Below are 17,542 nucleotides of genomic sequence, written 5' to 3' on the forward strand. Positions count from 1 at the left end.
CATGGGAATGATGGTGACCGCGCGGCGTATCGAGGCCGCCGCGGACGAGGTCCGATACGAGTTTGGCTTGAATGACAAGTTCGACCGAATCCTGACAATCGACCCACGCACCCTCGACGCCCGCGTCGAAGATGGTGATTTCAATACCGCCGCAGGTGCCATCGCGGCAAAAATCGTAAAAGCGTGGCGGTCCAGCGGCGAGTTCCCGACGAGAATGCTGTTCGCAAGCTGAACCCGGTCCGACTACCCGAGCTACCGTCGGCGGTCGACGTCGTCAGCGACCCTCATGAACTGGTGGACGCAACTGAGGCTATGCGGCTCCGCCACCGCCGGAGCCGGCTGGCGAACCGGTCGATGCGACCATGAGCCCGGAGGCGGTTGGCAGGTATATGCCCCCGGTCGTGACGCTCGATGACCTGACGGCGATGATGGCCGCAGACGAGAACCACCGGTATGAAATCAGCCCCGAGGGAGTCGTCTCGATCATGCCGCCGCCGGGCTACAACCACGCGATCATCGCGACCCGGCTCATGGTGTGGCTTGCCCAGGGTGGAGTCCCGGCAGAGCACATCGCCCAAGCAGTCGGGTTACGCATACCGGGCCGCAACGGCGGCGTGAGGTGACGGACCAGCGGCACCCGGTTGTGCACCAGGGCGGCGTTGATCGCCCGGCTGCACGAGCAGCCCACCTTCGAGCTGTCGTCGGCGGCGGTGAACTGCGCGAAGACGCTGTCGGACATGGGCGTTTCCCCAGGTGGCACGACCAGGGAGAGCCATCCTACTGGTCAACCGGCTGGTGGAGATGGCTCGGCCGTACGACGGCCGCGCTGCCGCCTGGGCGTGCTACCCGGGACGCCGCCGGCTATCGGCACCCACCGGTTCGATCACCTGCCGGAATTCCTTTGGAAGCTGGGCCACCGCGTCGTCGAACTCGTCACGGGAAACAGCCTCACGCAACGTGGTGAGCACCGCGCGGACCCCGGCACCGGCGAGCGCACGGTCGACGGCCGGGTGGTCCGCCACCCGGCGCACGAACTCGTCGAGCCCGTACGACTGGGCTTGTTCCTGCCTTCTGTGCGGTGGCGGTTTGCGCAGGTGATCATCGACCCCATCGGGAAGCTGGTAGGCAAGATCCTCGGCTTGGCCGGCGCTGATCCGGTCCGCCAATGTCTGCAACGTGGCGCTGGTGAGCGTCGCCGCCTGATCGGTCGACACCTTCGCCCGCGTGGCCACTTCGTTGATGAAATCCTCGTATTCCACCTGGTTCTCCTCTCCGGCCCGATCGCCGTCGAACCGCCGGTTAGGTGGGCCTCTGACCTCAATGCGCCGCGTTTCGGTTCGGTGCGTCCTGCCCAGACGTAAGGGTCAACACCCCGCCGTCGACGCTGTTCGGGTCGATGTCGCCTGATGGCGTCACGACGTGTTCGAACTGGCTGGCTCCTGGGTTCCCGGCGGCGGAGGAAGGATTCCCTGGAGTTCCCGCTCCTTGAGCTCGGCCGTGATCCCCATCTGGCTGTCGCGCAGCGCCCTGGTACCTCGACAGCGTGTCGGACCCGAGGGTGACCGTGCCTCATCCCGATCGGGCGAATCAGGAGTGGTGGTTTCAGCACCACCGCAGTTGCGTCCCCGACGCCATCGGCGACCGATTCGGTCTGCTCGGCCCCGGGTCGGCCCACGTCGACCGGCTGCAGGACTCAACGAGATCGAGGTCCACAACTTCGCCGTCTACCTCATGCACGACGACAAGGACAAGACCCTCACCGGGTACGGCAGAGATGTGATCACGCACGTCTAGTGCGTCGCGCACGGCGGTGGGTTGCAACTTCGCGGCGGCGGGAGCGGCGCGGTGCGGTCCTTGACCCGCCAGGGACAGCCTCGCCGATCTTCGTGCCCAGCATGATCAAAGTACCTCGAGGTTCCACTCAACTGCGAGACCGATCTCGTGGCGGAGCTGCGCGGGCGCGGCTACAAGGTGACCCGGGACGACGAGCTCATCAACCTGGTCGACGGCTTAAGCCTGGGCTCGCTGGCCAGCTGAGACGTGTTCACGCGAGCATCGGCGGAGATCGCCGCCGAGGGCGAGCCGCATCCCCTGGCTCGTCTCTACCGGCGGCGCTTGTTCAGACTCGGAAGGCCACCGGACACGGTTCGCACACTGCCGTCCGGGTTACTCCGGCCCGGCTTCTGTAGGGCCTCTGTCACTCGCCTCCCGGCGAGGTCGGAGGCGCTCAGGTTAACGACGACCCGGTCTGGCCGCCGCCAGCTCCGCAGCAGAGCCTGACCTTGCTGGCTGTCGGCGGCGCCCGTCAACGCGCGGATAGCCGGCATCGCCCGGGACGGGTCAGCGAGCAGGAGATGGGCGACTTCGGCTGGGGTCAGATCGCGTGGCGAGGCGTTGCCGGCCGACACGCGCGACCCATGGATCTCCCCATTCTCAAGCCACAGCCACACCGGCCTCCGGCCATCGCCGGCCCGCATCACCGGGGCCGTCGTCGGTGGGACGCTCAGGTTGATGGACGCCTGCCGGGCCGAGAGGTGGGCTCGTAAGGCGGCCGCCAGCTGCGCCTGTTGCCGCGACAGGGCCGCAACGTCGGCCGCCGGGCGGGACAGGGCCACCTGACGCGGCGATGCCACCCCGCGGACTTGCGGCGGCCTGTTCGGTGCGGCTCGCCGTTCCGCCGCTCGCCGTTCCTCCATGAACCAGCCGGCGAACGTCCACTGCTCCCGCGTGAAACTGACCGGGATGACCTCGGTCAGGTCTGGTGCCGACGTGTTCTGAACGGAGAGTTGGGCGTGTCGCTTCGCATGTTCAGTTGCGGTGAACGACCCGATATGGAGGATCGCGGCCAGCGGTAGCCGCCTGACGTAGGCCTTCGGCCACGGCAGCAACCGCCAACGCCGGAGGACAAGGTGCTCCTCCTCGAACCTGGCGTCCCAACGCCGAGCGACCATCCCCGCCACCTCCCGTGCTGCGCACGTTAGCGGCCTGATGATCATCATCGCACTCGGCACAACGGGCAGTTGAGATGCCGGATCGTCTGGTTGTGTCAGCGGCGCAGCCGGCGGGTGCAGTTGCCGTCATGGCCATCGCGGAGTAGGCAGCGTCGGCCGCCCGGCAGCCGCAGGTCGCAGAAGACCCGGTGGCGGAGGAGCTGATGGTCCTCTTCGGAGACGGTGGTCTCCCCCGGGTCCGCCATCGGCAGCACCAGCATCCACCGGCCGATGACCCGGGCCAGGCGTTGCGCGGTAGGCAGGTCGGTAGCAACGACGGGCAGGTGGATGACGTACCGCTGGCTCATTGGGTCTGGCCCCGCTCGTTGCGGGCGCGGGCCTGATCGGTCTGCCAGCGACGCAGCCCGGCCTTGATCCGGGCCGTCTCGCGGCGGCTCTCGGCGAGGGCGGCGTAGACGGCGGCCATGTCGACGGCGACCCGGTCGAGGAAGGCGTACACGTCGTCGGGGTTCAAACCGCGACGTCCGAGCCCGACCGGCGGAAAGCGGCGCTCACGCACCTGCCACGGCAGCAGACTGGTGTACGCGGCAGAGCGGTAGGTCGCACCGCCACTCGCCGTCCCTGGTCGCTGGTTCTTGGCGTTCATGTCTGCCTGCCTTCCTGGCGGAGGGGCGAGGGGTGTTCGGGGAAGCACGGCGGCCGTTCGGGGGGACCGGGCGGCCGCCGTGCTGTGATCAGCCTGCGACAGTCCGGAGTGGAAACGCAACGTTCTAAACCGCAATTTCGCTGTTGTGCATTGACTTTCTTTGCCGAAACCCGTAGGAGTTGCAGGAGCAGGTCACGCAGTGTTGCGCCATGGAACCAGGGAGTGTGCGGATGCCCGATGACATCGGATCGACAGTGCCGCGCCGGCAACTCGGTCGGCTGCTACGGCAGTTCCGCAACGAGGCCGGGGTGACACTCGACGCGGCCGCCGAAGCCCTCGAATACAGCCGGCAGAAGATCTGGCGCGTCGAATGCGGCCAGGGCTCCGTCCGGGTGCTCGACGTCAAGGCGATGTGCGAGCTCTACGGGGTGTCGCCCGAGATGACCGAGGCGATGCGCGGGCTGGCTGCGGAGACGAAGTCCAAGGGCTGGTGGCACGCGTACGGCGATGCGGTGCCGAGCTGGTTTGAGCTGTACGTGGGGCTGGAATCCGCCGCTTCGCGGCTCAGAGGCTTCGACGAGTCTCTGATCCCCGGCATCCTGCAGACTAAGGGCTACGCCGACGCGCTGATCCGGCGCGGCAGGATCCTCAGCGACGAGGAGAGGGAGCGGGCCGTCCAAGTAAGGCTTCAGCGGCAGGCGCTACTCGTCCGGCGGCTTCCTCCGGCGCCACGGCTGGAGTCGGTGTTGTCAGAGGCAGTGCTTCGACGCACGGTCGGCGGCCCCAACGTCATGACCGCGCAACTCGACCACCTACTCAGGGTGTCAGAGCTACCGAATGTGTCCGTCCGAGTGCTACCACTGGCTGCGGGGCCACACCCCGGCGCGGTCGCCGGTACCGTCATGATCCTCGACTTCCCGCCCACCAAGGGCGGCAGAGCAGCCCCGGAACCGTCGGTCGTCTATAGCGAGTCGCTGACCGGGGCGCTCTACCTCGACAAGCCTGACGAGTTAGCCGCGTACGAACGCGTCTGGGGAGGGCTGGATGCGATGGCCCTCGGCGAGGCAGAATCGAAAGACATGATCAAGAGGATCTCCGGGGAGATGCGGCATGACTGACCTGACCGGCGCCGTCTGGCGCAAGAGCACCCGCAGCGGCGACAACGGCGGCGCCTGCGTCGAGGTCGCCGACAATCTCGTGGGTGTCGTCGGCGTACGCGACAGCAAGGACCCCACGGGTCCGACGCTGGCGTTCCCACCGCCAGCTTGGGCCGCCTTTGTCTCGGACCTCAAGATCAGCGTTGTCACGCCCTGATCGGCGAACTCCCTACGAGTAGCTCGCGCGTCTCAGTCGTGGCCACTACCGAGAAACCTGCCGGTGCAAAGTCCAACCCCGCTCAGTGAGGGCCCATCGCCCACGTCCCGCCTTCTGCATCGGCAGCAGTAACCCCTCCCGAACCATCTCGCCGCGCTCGAATGACGTGCGGTTTTCCCAGTTGGACTCGAAAGGTCGCTTGGGCGGCGAGCGCCAGTCGTCGTCAGTGAACTGGTCCTGGAACGCCTTCGCCATCGCACGCAAAGCCAATCGCCGCTCCGCCGATCCACCCAGATCTCCCAGCGTCTGGATGAGCCAAAGGCGAAGCTGCGATTGTGGCGTCAGTGCCATGGAAACCTCCGTAATCAGGGGATACGCCGGGCTATGGCCGACGCGAGACGACAAGAGGAACCACTGGAAGCTTGCCCAAGCTACGGCCCTTCCCAGTCCGGAGGCAGCGCCGAGGCCCAGGGATGGCCTGGCGGCAAACCGACACGAGGCTCTCCTGCACGCTTCCGGACCCAATGGGGAAGTAGCACCGGCACGGAGGTCGCTGAGTGTTCCAGCAGATCCCAACGGCCCTCGTAGCCGCTCCAGACCTCTGCGGTGATCCGGGCCTGCGCAAGCTTCGTGTTTCGGGTCCCGGGCTGCGCGTCTGGATGGGTAAGCCAGTTGCAATGAACAATCCACGTTGCTGCTGCCACGTGGAACCGCGGAACGATGTAGCAGGTGGGGGCGTGCGTCAGGTCGCGCGTGAGAGCGATGAAGACGTACCACTCGTGGTCGAATGCTGGCGTGAAGGCCTTCGCTCCAGGCATCCACGACACCTTGCCGGCTGGCGCGGCAGCCTTCACTTGAAGTTCGACCATACGGCGGGAGACGGTACTCACGGCGAGGATGTCCGTGCGCTCAAGTCCTTCCCGGGTGAGGGTTGCGACCCAGCCCTGACGGGCCAAGGCATAGCAGACGTAGTGTTCGCCACTTGCTCCGGTCAGCCTGCGATCAGCCACTCTGCTCCTCCGCGCGCTACCGGAACTGGCGCTGCTGGGCGATTCGGATCCGCTCGCGCCATTCGGCCGATAGATCGACGACTAGAACGTCAACGTGGTGAGCCTTTAGCGCAGCCGCGTACCAGGTCCGCGCCTCGGGCTGGAAGGACCGTGCCGCCTGCTCATCACTGAAGCAGAGAATCAATTGGTGATGGCCGCCCAACTCCCTACCGACGTGAATGAGCTTGAGCGCGTCCGCCAGGATTTTATGCTTCTGCCCGCCCTTGGGCGGCCCCTGGTGCGCCCATGCCTCCACAAGAGTCGGTGGGGCATGGCTGACGCCATCTACGTCCACGTATTCGCCACCAGCAAGGTGAAGTCGCGCCGGGATGACCTTGTAGCCCAACAGATCGGCGAGCCCGTCCAGGATCGCCGTCTCTGCCTGCCGCTGCACACTGCTGCTTCCGGCGGGAACCTCCGGGAGCGGCTCTTCGTCACCACGAGTGGTATTACTGGTTCCCGCAGTGAGCGGGGCCACCGACGTCCCAATCCGCTGAGCCATCTCGACAAGGCGGTAGCGCCCGCCGCCGTGGCGGGTCAGGTCAGGGTAGCGGACAGCGTGGTGGGCTGGAGCATCCACGCACATACGCGAGACGACGTGAGTCCGTATCGTGCTTTCTGCGAAGGTGCTTCCTCGGCCGATGATCAGGCGTACGACTTCCTCCGCCGTGAAGCTGCCGTCGGCGCTTCGGACAGCCAGCTCATGGGCAGCCTCGAGCACCTCATCACGACAGGTTCGGGCGAGCATGCCGTCGACCGTATCTTCGGAACACCAACAGGTATACAGCCTGCAGCACGATCTCTCATGACCGCTACGCCTGATCTTCTACGTACGTACGGGTCTGCTTGAGCACCAACTCGACGGCCTCAGGACGCGCGTCCGGTGGGTAGCCGTACCGGGCCAGCAGACGCTTGACCTTGCTGCGCACCAAGGCTTGAGCCTGCTCCCGGATCCACCAGTCAATCGGAAGGTCCTGAAGCTCGCGAACGAGATCCTTGGCAATTTGTCCAAGCACGACATCGCCGAGCAGCTCAGTTGCCGACTCGTTCTGGGCAACAGCCGTGTAGAAGGCGTACTCGTCCTCCGTTAGGCCCATCTCGGCGGCCTTGCCCCGGTCGGCCGAGACCTCCTTGGCCAGCGCAACCAGCTCCGCAATGATTTCGGCTGCGGTGAGACCGCCGGAGGTGTAGCGCTGCATCGTCTTCAGCAGTTTGGCGGTGAACCCCTCTTGAGCGACGATGTTGTGGGGGTGGGCCGACCGGACCTCGCGCTCAATCGCCCGACGCAGCGCCTCGATGGCCAAGTTGGGCCGCTGGCTTTCGCGCATTCGACGCATGAAGTCTTCGTCCAGATGCGACAGGTCGGGGCGCTGGATGCCAGCAGCCTCATAGATGTCGACCACCTCATCCACCGCGATGGCGCTCGCCGTAAGCTGCCGGATCGCCAGCTCCACGTCCGCCGCAGTCGCGAGCCCTCGCTCCGCCCGCTCCTCGGCCCTCAACTTGGCCAGATACAGGCGTACGGCTTCGAAGAACTCCAGGTCCGTCCGTAGTGGCCGAAGCTTGTCCTCACGTGGGCAGTTGCTGTAGGCGCGAGCGATCTTGCGGGCGGTGTCGACGTAGCGGTCGGCGAGGGTCGGCTTGCCCTCTTCCAGGTCCGGTTCAGGGTTGCGGAGGTAATCCACGACGTCGAGCGCGGCATGGTAAAAGGCACGGGGTCTGCCCGAGTCGCGCTTGGCCTTCCAGTTAATGCCGTGAAGCTGGCTGCCGATCACGCCGTGTAGCTCAACCACCATGTCGACTGCCGCGCTGATGTCCTTACCGATCGGCTTCTCGTCGATATCGGTCCGGGTGTACTCGGCGAGCGCCTTGGTGAGGTCGTCGGCGATGCCAAGGAAGTCCACCACCAGACCGCTGGGCTTCTCGCCCCAGCGACGGTTGACTCGGGCGAGGGCCTGCATCAACGCCGCCCCGCGCATCGGCTTGTCGAGGTACATCGTGTGCAGCGGCGGCGAGTCGAACCCGGTGAGCCACAGCGACTGGACGATCACCAGCTCGAGCGGATCGTCGGCATCCGTGGCCCGGCGCTGGATCTTCTTGATCGCGCCGGGCGAGCGGACGTGGGTGGCAATGGGCTCCTGGTCCTTGGCGCTGCCGGTGTAAACCGCCTTGATCAGGCCTTCGTCGTCGTCTTCCCGGTGCCACTCCGAGCGCATCGCGGTGATCTCCTTGTAAAGGTCTGCTGCGACCTTTCGGGAGTAACAGACGATCATGCCCTTGCCCGGCTTGCCGGTCAGCTTGACCATCTCGGTCCGACGCCGTTCCCAGTGCTCGACGATGTCTTGGGCGAGCGTCCGTACCCGATCAGCGTGGCCGACGACGTCCTCGTACTGCGCGAACGCCCGTCGGACACGCTTAATCTCCTCCTCGTCGAGGTCGACGGTCAGGTCCTCGGCCTCCTCGTCCAACTCCACCGGGTTTACGCCGTCGGGGAGGTGCACGGGAATGTGCCGGTTCTCGTAGTAGACCCGCACCGTGGCGCCGTCGCGGACGGCGCGTGTCAGGTCGTACACGTCGATGTAGTCACCGAAGACCGCCCGGGTGTTCGCCTCGGCTCTGGAGATCGGCGTGCCGGTGAAGGCAATGAACGCCGCGTTGGGAAGCGCGTCGTGCAGGTTCTTGGCGTAACCGTCAAGGAAGTCGTAGTGGCTGCGGTGCGCCTCGTCCACGACTACGAGCACGTTGCGCCGCTTGGACAGCAGGGGGAAGTCGATGTTCGCTTCCTTGTCCGCCTTGGAGCGGTTGAACTTCTGCAGCGTCGTAAAGATGATCCCGCCGGATGGCCGATCCAGCAGGCGCATCAACTGCTCCTTCGTGTCCGCCTGCACGGGTGTCTCAGGCAGTAGGTCACTGGCGGCGAAGGTGAGGAAGAGCTGGCTGTCCAGGTCGATCCGGTCAGTGAGCACCACGATCGTCGGGTTGCGCAGCGCCGGCTCTTTCATCACCTTCGCGGTGTAGTACGCCATCTCCATGCTCTTGCCTGAGCCCTGCGTGTGCCAGACGACGCCGATCTTGCCGTCGCCGCCCACAGCGGTGATCGTCTTGTCGACCGCGGTGTTGACCGCGTACATCTGGTGGGCTTTCGCCAGCCGTACTGTGTCGATGGCGCCACCCCGTTCTCGCGAGAAGGCGGTGAAGTTGACCAGCAGGTCCAGGAAGACCTTGGGGTCGAACGCCCCACCGATCAGAGTCTCCAGTGCTCGGCCGTCGCTGACGTCAACGGGCTCGCCGCGCTCGTCGATGTCCCACGGCGCCATGTGCTCCCACGGTGTGAACAGCGTCCCGATTCGAGCTGTGATGCCGTCGCTAGCGACGGCAAAGACCGGCACCGCAAGGGCGGTCGCACCAAACTCACGCCGATAGGTCATGAGCTGGTCGTACGCCTCGCGGGTCCCGTCGGTCGCGCCGGCCTTCTTGAGCTCGAACACCGCCAGCGGCAGACCGTTTACGTAGGCCACCGCATCCAGCCGGCGTTTGCGGCGGGCATCCTTGATCGTCACCTGGTTGGCCGCGATCAGATCATTACCGTACGGGTCGAGAAAATCGATCACCCAGGCCGTGTCGGTGCGGTTCTCCCCCGACGCCGGATCGACGTAGCCGACCTTTACCCCGCGCGTGAGCAACGTGTGCAGGCGGTGCCGCTCTGTGAACGCGTCGGCCGACGTCCGCTTCTCGAACTCGGCCACCACCTCATCCACGGCGTCCAGCGGCAACTCAGGGTTGATCCGCGCGACCGCTTCACGAAGGCGCCCGTAGAGAACCAGGTCGTTCCAGGACTTCCGCGCGCCGTCACCTTTGCGCGACGGCGCCAATTCGGCGCCGGTCATCGGCTGCCACCACTCGCCAAGTTGATCCTTGACATAGTGCTCCCACTCAGCCTCGGACTCGTCATGCGGGTAGGCCGGATCGTCGAACTGGCTCATCGTCACTCCTTGCGGTACTGCGAAAGATGGGAGGCATGCCCCAAGCGTATTGGTCAGACGGCGTCGGAAACTTGGCGCTCAACGTCCTTGACCCGCAACTCACCGGAAGCCAACCTTGGCAGGAGCGTGTCCCGGAGTCTGGACAACACGCCGTTCTCTTCGACCCGCGAGTTCGATGCATCTATCAAGGTCCGAGCAGTCGCTGCCCAGGCAAGCCGGTTCTCTGCGGGAGGCATCGGAACCTCGTGGGTCAGCACCGCGTCACGAGGAAGTGAGGCGACGGTCGTGCCCGTAGCGAACGTCACGGCCCGCTCTCTGAATGCAGTGGAGCGGAGCGCTCCATACAGCCAGAGCAGTTCGCGATCGTCATTTGCGGCCGGCCGCACAGCGAAGACATGGTGAGAGAACAGAGCGCGGTCGGAGCCGGCCGCCACGAGTGCCGGCTGCCCCAGGATCTCCCGCCGCTGAGTCAGGTCCGTGTTTGCCAGGACGAGGTCGCCGCTTCGAACCCAGTGCTGGTCACGGGCTTCACCCGAGTAGTATTTCAGCTGGGAAGCTTTGAATCGACCATCAACGCCGAAGTTCGCAAGATTGACAAGGGGGGCCCCGTCGCCCAGCCATTGCCCCTTGTATGAGAGCCCCTTCTCAATCGTGGCGAGGTCGGAAAACGGTGCCATTTCGATCGAGCCTGCGGCTGTGGACTGCCACATCGACTGCATCAACTCGAAGGCTGTGGCAGCGATCCGCTCGTTGACCGCAATCTTATCGTCCAGCGCTCCGAGTACTTGACCGATGGCCGACTGTGTTGACCGTTCAGGAACTCGAACGATGAAGCGCCCGAATTGCGTCTTGTTGATGATCGGAGTTGCAGAGCCAGAGGCAATCTGCACTATCTCATCAGCGCAACTCTTCAAGAGGTAGTAAACAAACCGACTGTCCGCGACTTCCGGATCGGGAAGAATCGAATTGATCTGCTGATTGGTAACAGTGGGGCGGGAAACCAGCGAGACTTTGCCGATTGTCGAACCAATGCAGGTGAAGCAGATTGCGCCCGGCGGAAGTAATCTTTGCGACAGTCGGGCCGCCCCGACTTTCGATAACCTGCGCGCTGGTTTCGCATCCCGCGAATCCTCGCGTTGATCAGTTGGAGTAAGAAAGTCTATATCGTCACCCCAGGAGTCGTATTCTGCGGCTCTCGGCGTGCCGCCCGTAACGATTTCGCCCAGCTGGCCAATCGCGACATTCCGCCACTCAGACATCGATCCTCCCGAGCTGCTCGCGGACTACGGCCTCCAGCCGGGCAGAGTCGTCGAAGTGGGCGAAAAGTTCCTTTGTCAACCTGGCGATCTTCTCCTCCGTCGGTTCGTCGCCGCTGGTGTCGATCTCGGCGGCGCCGACGTATCGGCCGGGCGTGAGGATAAAGTCGTGTTCGCGGATCTCGTCCAAAGCGGCTGACTTGCAGAAGCCGGGCACGTCTGCGTACTCAATGGTTTTGTCCGTGCCGCGCCAGGCGTGGTAGGTCTCCGCGATGCGGCGAAGGTCGTCGCCGGTGAGTTCGCGCTCGGTGCGGTTCACCATCACGCCCATGTTGCGGGCGTCGATGAAGAGTACGTGGTTGGTGCGGTTGGCGAGCCGCTTTGACCCCTGTGGGCTCTTGTCTCGAGAGAGGAACCATAGACAGGCCGGGATCTGGGTGGAACGAAAGAGCTGACCGGGCAGCGCGACCATGCACGCGACGAGGTCGCCTTCCACCATGGCGCGACGGATGTCGCCCTCGCCAGACTGCTTGCTGGACATGGAGCCGTTGGCGAGGACGATGCCAGCGCGCCCCTTCGGCGAAAGCTTGTGGGCCATGTGCTGCAACCAGGCGTAGTTGGCGTTGCCGACCGGTGGAATGCCGTACTCCCATCGGGGATCCATGACGAGTCGGTCGCCGCCCCAGTCGGAGATGTTGAAAGGCGGATTGGCCATGACGACGTCGGCGCGCAGGTCGGGGTGCTGGTCTTCGTGGAAGCTGTCTGCCCACCTGGTGCTCAGGTTGGCTTCGATGCCGTGGATGGCGAGGTTCATCTTCGCCAGCCGCCAGGTGTTCTGGTTCAACTCTTGGCCGAAGACGGAGATGTCGAACGCCTTGCCGCCGTGGGTCTCGATGAACTTCTCGGCTTGAACGAACATGCCGCCCGAGCCGCACGCCGGGTCGTAGACGCGCTCGCCTGGCTGTGGTTCCAGGATCTCGACGATGAGCTTGACGATGCTCTTGGGGGTGAAGTATTCGCCGCCTCGTCGACCTTCGGCGAGCGCGAACTTCTCCAGGCAGTACTCGTAGACCTCGCCGAGAACATCGCGGGCGCTGCGGCGCTTGCCGTCTGCGTCGAACTGGTCGCGAAAGCGGAGCTTGTGGATGAGGTCGACGAGTTCGCCGAGGCGCCGCTCGTCGACGCCGCGGCCGTTGTAGAGGCCCTGCGGCAGGGCACCTTTGAGGTCGGGGTTGGCGTCGCCGACGGCCTTCATGGCGCCGTCGAGGAGCTGGCCGATGCTGGTCTGACCAGCCGCGGTCTTGGCGCGATGCGCGAGAGACTCCCATCGGGCGGCCTGCGGCACCCAGAAGACGCCGCGGCCGGCGTACTCGTCCTGGTCCTCCAGCAGTGCGGGCCGGTTCGCCTCGGGGATACCTTCTGCTTCCAGCTCGGCCTCGATCTGCGCCCGCCGCTCGTCGAAGGCGTCCGAGGTGTACTTGAGGAAGATGAGGCCGAGCACGAAGTGCTTGTACTCGGCGGCGTCCATGCTGCCGCGCAGCTTGTCGGCCGACTTCCACAGGGTGTCTTTCAGGTCGGCCGATTGCGGCTCTGCCGGCTTGCGCGCCCGTGGGGGCATATCTCGTCTCCTCAGATATTCGTGTTCGACGTGTTGGGCTTGAAGCGCAGGTTCATCGCCCCGTCGGCGACGCCGGCGGCGATCCGCTGACGGACCAGATCCAACGCCGCAGCCTGGTTGCGGGCTAACTCTGCCAGGTCGTTGAGCATCATGGACGCCTGATCGAGGTGGCCGTAATCGACGGCGGTCAGCACAGGGATCTCCAGCTGGTGCAGGGTCACGCTGCGCACGCGTGGACCGGTGCGGGCCGCGTTGCGCGCCGCGCCGAGCAGGGCCGCTAGCGCGTACGGCCCGATCCATGCCTGCTGGGGTTCGTCGCGGTACAGCGACGAGTGTTTGACGTAGCCGGGGATGCGCAAGCCCTGAACGGGGGTGAGCAGAACGCTGCCGCCGATAGCGTCGACCATGACGCGAAGCTGGTCGCCGGCCATGACGACCACATCGCCCGATTCGGTGATCGCGGCAGCGGCGTACTGCCCGAGTGTCAGAACGTCGATGCGACGCTCGCCGACGGGCACTTCTCCTAGCAGCTCTTCGCGACCCAGAACCCGTTGTCCGCTGCGACCCAGATCAGCAACGGGTATGCGATGACCCGGCAGACGGATGAGCTGCCGGCCGCGCAGCAGCTCGCCGATCGTGCGGTATGCGATGCCCTGCGCGCGGATGGTCACCCCGATCCGTTCCAACGTGGTGTTCGCGTCATCCGCGCCCATTTTGAAAGTTGCCGCCGCGGACTCACGTGCCCGCACCGCCTCCACCACGTAGTCCTCAGGTGCCGCCTTCGGTGCCAACAGATGTGACGGCAGGAGCGACCGACTGCCCATTAGCTCGGACACGGGAATCGCCGTGCATGGCTCAGCTCCGCGCGACTCCCGCGACCCGCACACGAGCCGCGTCGTCTGTTCTATCCATGACCCGCCGTACCGGGACCGGACCTGGTCGGCGTCGCAGACAACGACGTCTCGCGTCGTGTCGCCCTCGTCGGGTGCCAGCACCAGCAGCACAAGGTCCCTGCCGCCGATGAAGCGGTGAATGTGGCGGGGCAGTTGGATGATCGCGCGGACGCAACCTCGACGCACGAGTTGCTCGCGTACCCACGTCACCGGAAGCCGACGCGAATTGCCCGTGCGCGTCAGTGTCCATTCCGGCACGACGGCGAACCCAATGCCCTCGTCGCTGAGGCACTCCACCACTCGAGAGGCCCAGGACAGCGGGTGTTCCTCATGGTGTTCCTGCTCGCCGGGCTGGAATGGCGGGTCGACAAAGACAAGGTCCGAGCCCGAGAGAGTGCCCGTGTCCTGTCCGTCGGTGAGGACCGTAATCATCTCGTGGCCGTGGCAGAAGGACCTCAAACGCAGCCACCTTGCCGCCACCGGGTCTGCCTCGGCGCACCGGATCTCGCGCGGGCGGCCGGCGGCCATCATGCCGGTGAGCATCTTCCCTGGGCCCGCCGCGAGGTCAGCCACGGCAAGCTCGGTGAGATCTCCCAGCATCTCGTTCGCCAAGCGCAGGATCAGGTCGCAGATCTCGGTGGGCGTCTCAGCCGGACCGCCGGACCAGCCACGACGACCAGCTGCGGAGAGCACCTCCTCGGCCGCGGCCGCCGCACCAAGCTCTGACACCAGACGCTCGACATCGTCAAGCATCGACAATGCCGTTTGACCGCGAGCGCCGACATTGCTGAGCAGGCCGACGAGATCGGGGTACTCAGCCTCGGCTCTGACGCACAGCTCCGCGAGAGCGGCGAGGTCGGCGGGTAGCGGGCGTTGATGGGCCACTCGCAGCGCGATCAACTCGAGCGCGACGTCCGCGAATGTGTCGGGATCGAGCTGGGTCTCATCGAGACTGCCACCACGGTCCATGCTTGCCCGGAATCTGTCTCCGTAGGTGATAGCCGCCAAGCCACCCTCACGCGGAGCCGGCACCGGCCGATGATCCAGCCACCGGGCTACTTCATCCGCATCAAAGAGTGGCTGCCCAGGTGAACCACCTACCGGGTCAGGAAAGTCAGGATGCCGGCGCCTCCAGTTGCTAACGCTAGGACGACGCACCTGGGCAAACCTGGCAATCTGCCCCAGCGTGACTGTTGACGACATTTGTCCCCACCTCCTCCCACCCGTCCGGTTGTCCGCGCCGCGACACTACGGACGAAGGACGGCCTTGAGCAAGTCTCGCTCGGTGATAAGGGGGGTTATCTGACGTGGACGCAAAGGCGCTGATAGCTGGGTTTCTCACGAGGTGTTGTCGCTTGTCTGCGGGCCTGCCGCTCTTATGAGATGGGGCACCGGGGCGGCCACCAGCCCCAGCCGACGCCATCAGACACGTCAAGGAGAACAGAATGCGCAAGACCACCACCCTCGCCCTGATCGCCACCGGCCTCGTCGCGTTGGGTTGCGGCTCCGGCACCACCGACAACGCCAGCAGCTCCGGCGGCGGTGAAGGCGCCAAGGGCGACGACAAGCCCGCCAAGACCGCCAAGATCGGCGAGCCGGCCCGGGACGGGAAGTTCGAGTTCACGGTGAAGTCGTCGAAGTGCGGCGTCGCCAAGATCGGCAGCGACCTGCTCGGTGCGAAGGCGCAAGGCCAGTTCTGCCTGGTCACGCTCAACGTGAAGAACATCGGCAAGGAAGCGCAGATGCTCGACGGCAGCAGCCAGAAGGCGTACGCGGCCGACGGCACCGAGTACTCGGCCGACACCGGCGCGGCGATCTACGCGAACAAGAACGCCGAGACGTTCCTCAACGACATCAACCCCGGCAACCAGGTGAACGGCGTCGTGGTCTTCGACATCCCGAAGAACGTCAAGCTCACCAAGCTCGAGCTGCACGACTCGATGTTCTCCGGCGGCGTCACCGTCGCCCTGAGCTGACCGCTGGCGCCGAGGGCGGGACCCGCGAAGCCCGTCCTCGGCGCACCCCTCCCCCGCACCACCGCCACCCCGATTCTCAACGCGAGGAGATCGACGTGCGCCGTGCGAGCCAGCCGACCACGACCAGACCGACCAGCCGCCGTGTCGTCCGCAAGGACGTCACCCGTCCGCCGTACGACGCACCCACCCTCTTCGACCTCGACCTGCCGGAGCGACCGGAGGGCACCTATCTGACGTCGGTCTACCAGCTCGAGCGGGTAACGCCGACGATCGAGGGACTGCACGACGCGGTCAACCACCGCTACGTGCGACAGCACGACTTCATGATCGAGGAACGCCTGGTCGCCGGTGCGCCGGCGCTGCTGATGCACGGGACGGTGCCGCGCGAGCGGGCCGACTGGTGCGATGTGCTCGCCTCGTTGACCGGGGAGACGATCGACCTGGGTTTCAGCAGTGGCGGTGCCGCGCTGCTCGTCGCGGTCGACGACCACGTCTACGCACTCGCCTACGGCACCGTCGGCCGCCACATGGTCGACCTGGACCTGGCCAACTCGGTCTTCGGGATCGGCTTCGCGGTGCGCTCGCTCGCCCCCGACGAGATCAAGCAGGTACGCCGGCGGGTGTTCGGCACCACCGGCCGCGTCGACCGCAACATGGTCCCGGGCGGTCAGCACATCCGGATGTACGGCATCGACAAGTGGGGCGAGATCGTCGGCCAGGTCTGCGGGCGGACGTTCAACCCGAACCTGACCGTCTGCCGGTCCACGGGTAAGGCCACCCCGGTTGAGGGCAGCGACACCCTGCGCATCCACCTCGGTGTCGAGCCCGCGAGTCTGCTCGCCGACCTGCGGGAGATCGACCGGGTTTGCAAGCAGGAAGCACCATTCGCTGACCTGGAGTTCATCACCCAGATCCGACCGGTGCCGGCCCGGGATCCCCGGCTGTCGACGGTGGAGGAGGAGCTGGATCGGCTGCTCAGGTTGCCGGATCCTGCGGAGGTCGGGCTGGCCGTACCGGGCCGGGTCTTCGGCGAGATCGAGCGGATCCGGTCGTACAAGCTTCGGGTGCCGAAGTCAGGCCTGGCCCCGGCACGCCTGGCGGAGCTCACGCTGGCGGACGTGCTCGCGCAGACCGAGGGCGTTCCGGACGGCGAGCGGTGGACGTCGCTCTGCAATGGGCGCGTCACCCTCTACGCGGACTCGGCGGGCGAGGAGGAGATCGGCTCCACGGCCGCGTCGCGATGGGTCACCGCGCAACTCCCGCACGGAGATAGTCAGCTCCTACTGCACGAGGGCGGCTGGTACGAGATCGGTGACCAGCACCGCAAGTTCCTCCGCGACGAGATCGAGCAGATCCTGGCCGGCCCGGCCAGCTTTGCGCTCCCAGCTTGGACCGCCGATCTGACGGACGAGGCGAAGTACAACGTCCGCGCCGCGGAGGTCTGCGGTCTGACTCTGCTGGACCGGAAGCTGTTGCGGACGAAACAGCACCCCCACCCTTTCGAGGCCTGCGACCTGCTCGGCCCCGGCGACGAGCTGATCCACGTCAAGCGCGCCAAGGGCAGCTCGGCGTTGAGCCACCTGTTTGCTCAGGGCGAGGTGTCTGTCGATGCACTGCGGTACGAGGCTGACGCCCGCGCCGCGCTGGTCGAGATGGTCAAGCGGCAGCCGTCTGGACGGGTCATCGACCTGGCCTTCCAGCCCCGCAAGGTCATCTACGCGATCGCTCTCGGCTCCGGCAAGCCGCTCACTGCGGACTCGCTCTTCACCTTCGCCCAGGTCGCGCTCTACCGGGCCATGAAGTCGCTGCGCAACGAAGGCATCGAGGTCGAGGTCATCGGTATCCCGTCGACCTGA

17 protein-coding genes are annotated in these 17,542 nt (G+C 65.7%); 6 read left to right on the forward strand and 11 right to left on the reverse strand.

Translation table 11 applies throughout. The annotated features are described in order from the left end of the window. The first annotated feature begins 1 nt into the window (after nt 1). Together AB0B94_RS05645 and AB0B94_RS05650 are read left to right on the forward strand one after the other, a co-directional pair. A complete protein-coding gene (locus tag AB0B94_RS05645) occupies nt 2-232 on the forward strand; it encodes a hypothetical protein (protein ID WP_357268668.1) in 231 nt (76 codons plus the stop codon). Between the two features lie 169 nt (nt 233-401). Next, nucleotides 402-623, forward strand: a complete 222-nt coding sequence (locus AB0B94_RS05650) for a hypothetical protein (RefSeq protein WP_357268670.1) — start codon at nt 402-404, stop codon at nt 621-623. Nucleotides 624-842: 219 nt separating this feature from the next. Here AB0B94_RS05650 and AB0B94_RS05655 read toward each other — a convergent pair whose 3' ends face one another. The 4 genes from AB0B94_RS05655 to AB0B94_RS05670 all read right to left on the reverse strand — a co-directional run bounded on the left by AB0B94_RS05655 (nt 843) and on the right by AB0B94_RS05670 (nt 3,597). Further along, nucleotides 843-1,259 carry a DUF2267 domain-containing protein gene (locus tag AB0B94_RS05655; RefSeq protein ID WP_357268673.1) on the reverse strand — a complete coding sequence of 139 codons (417 nt, stop codon included), beginning with the start codon at nt 1,257-1,259 and terminating at the stop codon, nt 843-845. Nucleotides 1,260-2,102: 843 nt separating this feature from the next. Continuing rightward, on the reverse strand, nt 2,103-2,951 hold the full coding sequence (locus tag AB0B94_RS05660) for a hypothetical protein (RefSeq protein ID WP_357268676.1): 849 nt from the start codon (nt 2,949-2,951) through the stop codon (nt 2,103-2,105). 95 nt (nt 2,952-3,046) lie between these two features. After that, the gene (locus AB0B94_RS05665) at nt 3,047-3,298 is read right to left on the reverse strand and encodes a hypothetical protein (protein ID WP_357268678.1); all 252 of its coding nucleotides are present in this window, start codon (nt 3,296-3,298) and stop codon (nt 3,047-3,049) included. Continuing rightward, nucleotides 3,295-3,597, reverse strand: a complete 303-nt coding sequence (locus AB0B94_RS05670) for a DivIVA domain-containing protein (protein WP_357268681.1) — start codon at nt 3,595-3,597, stop codon at nt 3,295-3,297. The genes AB0B94_RS05665 and AB0B94_RS05670 overlap by 4 nt, the downstream gene beginning before the upstream one ends. Nucleotides 3,598-3,827: 230 nt before the next feature. Between AB0B94_RS05670 and AB0B94_RS05675 the strand changes: the two genes are divergently transcribed. After that, entirely contained in the window at nt 3,828-4,715 is an 888-nt protein-coding gene (locus AB0B94_RS05675; protein ID WP_357268684.1) for a helix-turn-helix transcriptional regulator, read from the forward strand. After that, the gene (locus tag AB0B94_RS05680; protein ID WP_357268687.1) at nt 4,708-4,911 is read left to right on the forward strand and encodes a DUF397 domain-containing protein; all 204 of its coding nucleotides are present in this window, start codon (nt 4,708-4,710) and stop codon (nt 4,909-4,911) included. Before AB0B94_RS05675 ends, AB0B94_RS05680 begins: the two co-directional genes overlap by 8 nt. A 45-nt stretch (nt 4,912-4,956) precedes the next feature. Here AB0B94_RS05680 and AB0B94_RS05685 read toward each other — a convergent pair whose 3' ends face one another. The 7 genes from AB0B94_RS05685 to AB0B94_RS05715 form a co-directional block, all read right to left on the reverse strand. Continuing rightward, entirely contained in the window at nt 4,957-5,262 is a 306-nt protein-coding gene (locus tag AB0B94_RS05685) for a winged helix-turn-helix domain-containing protein (protein WP_357268690.1), read from the reverse strand. An 80-nt stretch (nt 5,263-5,342) separates the two neighbouring features. Beyond that, the gene (locus AB0B94_RS05690) at nt 5,343-5,921 is read right to left on the reverse strand and encodes a hypothetical protein (RefSeq protein ID WP_357268693.1); all 579 of its coding nucleotides are present in this window, start codon (nt 5,919-5,921) and stop codon (nt 5,343-5,345) included. Between the two features lie 16 nt (nt 5,922-5,937). Beyond that, entirely contained in the window at nt 5,938-6,708 is a 771-nt protein-coding gene (locus AB0B94_RS05695; RefSeq protein WP_357268696.1) for a hypothetical protein, read from the reverse strand. A gap of 64 nt (nt 6,709-6,772) precedes the next feature. Further along, on the reverse strand, nt 6,773-9,943 hold the full coding sequence (locus AB0B94_RS05700) for a type I restriction endonuclease subunit R (RefSeq protein WP_357268699.1): 3,171 nt from the start codon (nt 9,941-9,943) through the stop codon (nt 6,773-6,775). A gap of 53 nt (nt 9,944-9,996) precedes the next feature. Continuing rightward, nucleotides 9,997-11,202 carry a restriction endonuclease subunit S gene (locus AB0B94_RS05705; RefSeq protein WP_357268702.1) on the reverse strand — a complete coding sequence of 402 codons (1,206 nt, stop codon included), beginning with the start codon at nt 11,200-11,202 and terminating at the stop codon, nt 9,997-9,999. Further along, nucleotides 11,195-12,817, reverse strand: coding sequence for a class I SAM-dependent DNA methyltransferase (locus tag AB0B94_RS05710; RefSeq protein WP_357268705.1), 1,623 nt, complete (start codon nt 12,815-12,817; stop codon nt 11,195-11,197). Before AB0B94_RS05710 ends, AB0B94_RS05705 begins: the two co-directional genes overlap by 8 nt. A gap of 11 nt (nt 12,818-12,828) precedes the next feature. Next, nucleotides 12,829-14,679 (reverse strand): hypothetical protein, encoded by a 1,851-nt coding sequence (locus tag AB0B94_RS05715; RefSeq protein WP_357268708.1) that lies wholly within the window; start codon nt 14,677-14,679, stop codon nt 12,829-12,831. A 476-nt stretch (nt 14,680-15,155) separates the two neighbouring features. Between AB0B94_RS05715 and AB0B94_RS05720 the strand changes: the two genes are divergently transcribed. Together AB0B94_RS05720 and AB0B94_RS05725 are read left to right on the forward strand one after the other, a co-directional pair. After that, nucleotides 15,156-15,686 carry a DUF4352 domain-containing protein gene (locus AB0B94_RS05720; protein ID WP_357268711.1) on the forward strand — a complete coding sequence of 177 codons (531 nt, stop codon included), beginning with the start codon at nt 15,156-15,158 and terminating at the stop codon, nt 15,684-15,686. A 95-nt stretch (nt 15,687-15,781) separates the two neighbouring features. Next, the gene (locus tag AB0B94_RS05725; RefSeq protein ID WP_357268714.1) at nt 15,782-17,542 is read left to right on the forward strand and encodes a DUF6119 family protein; all 1,761 of its coding nucleotides are present in this window, start codon (nt 15,782-15,784) and stop codon (nt 17,540-17,542) included.

The organism is Micromonospora sp. NPDC048986, assembly GCF_040649335.1.
Classification (GTDB): Bacteria; Actinomycetota; Actinomycetes; order Mycobacteriales; family Micromonosporaceae; genus Micromonospora; species Micromonospora alfalfae.

Coding starts and splice junctions, on each gene's coding strand:
- AB0B94_RS05720 (WP_357268711.1), top strand. CDS start 15,156: ATGCGCAAGACCACCACCCTCGCCCTGATCGCCACCGGCCTCGTCGCG.
- AB0B94_RS05660 (WP_357268676.1), bottom strand. CDS start 2,951: ATGGTCGCTCGGCGTTGGGACGCCAGGTTCGAGGAGGAGCACCTTGTC.
- AB0B94_RS05675 (WP_357268684.1), top strand. CDS start 3,828: ATGCCCGATGACATCGGATCGACAGTGCCGCGCCGGCAACTCGGTCGG.
- AB0B94_RS05665 (WP_357268678.1), bottom strand. CDS start 3,298: ATGAGCCAGCGGTACGTCATCCACCTGCCCGTCGTTGCTACCGACCTG.
- AB0B94_RS05710 (WP_357268705.1), bottom strand. CDS start 12,817: ATGCCCCCACGGGCGCGCAAGCCGGCAGAGCCGCAATCGGCCGACCTG.
- AB0B94_RS05715 (WP_357268708.1), bottom strand. CDS start 14,679: ATGGACCGTGGTGGCAGTCTCGATGAGACCCAGCTCGATCCCGACACA.
- AB0B94_RS05670 (WP_357268681.1), bottom strand. CDS start 3,597: ATGAACGCCAAGAACCAGCGACCAGGGACGGCGAGTGGCGGTGCGACC.
- AB0B94_RS05645 (WP_357268668.1), top strand. CDS start 2: ATGGGAATGATGGTGACCGCGCGGCGTATCGAGGCCGCCGCGGACGAG.
- AB0B94_RS05685 (WP_357268690.1), bottom strand. CDS start 5,262: ATGGCACTGACGCCACAATCGCAGCTTCGCCTTTGGCTCATCCAGACG.
- AB0B94_RS05705 (WP_357268702.1), bottom strand. CDS start 11,202: ATGTCTGAGTGGCGGAATGTCGCGATTGGCCAGCTGGGCGAAATCGTT.
- AB0B94_RS05700 (WP_357268699.1), bottom strand. CDS start 9,943: ATGAGCCAGTTCGACGATCCGGCCTACCCGCATGACGAGTCCGAGGCT.
- AB0B94_RS05680 (WP_357268687.1), top strand. CDS start 4,708: ATGACTGACCTGACCGGCGCCGTCTGGCGCAAGAGCACCCGCAGCGGC.
- AB0B94_RS05695 (WP_357268696.1), bottom strand. CDS start 6,708: ATGCTCGCCCGAACCTGTCGTGATGAGGTGCTCGAGGCTGCCCATGAG.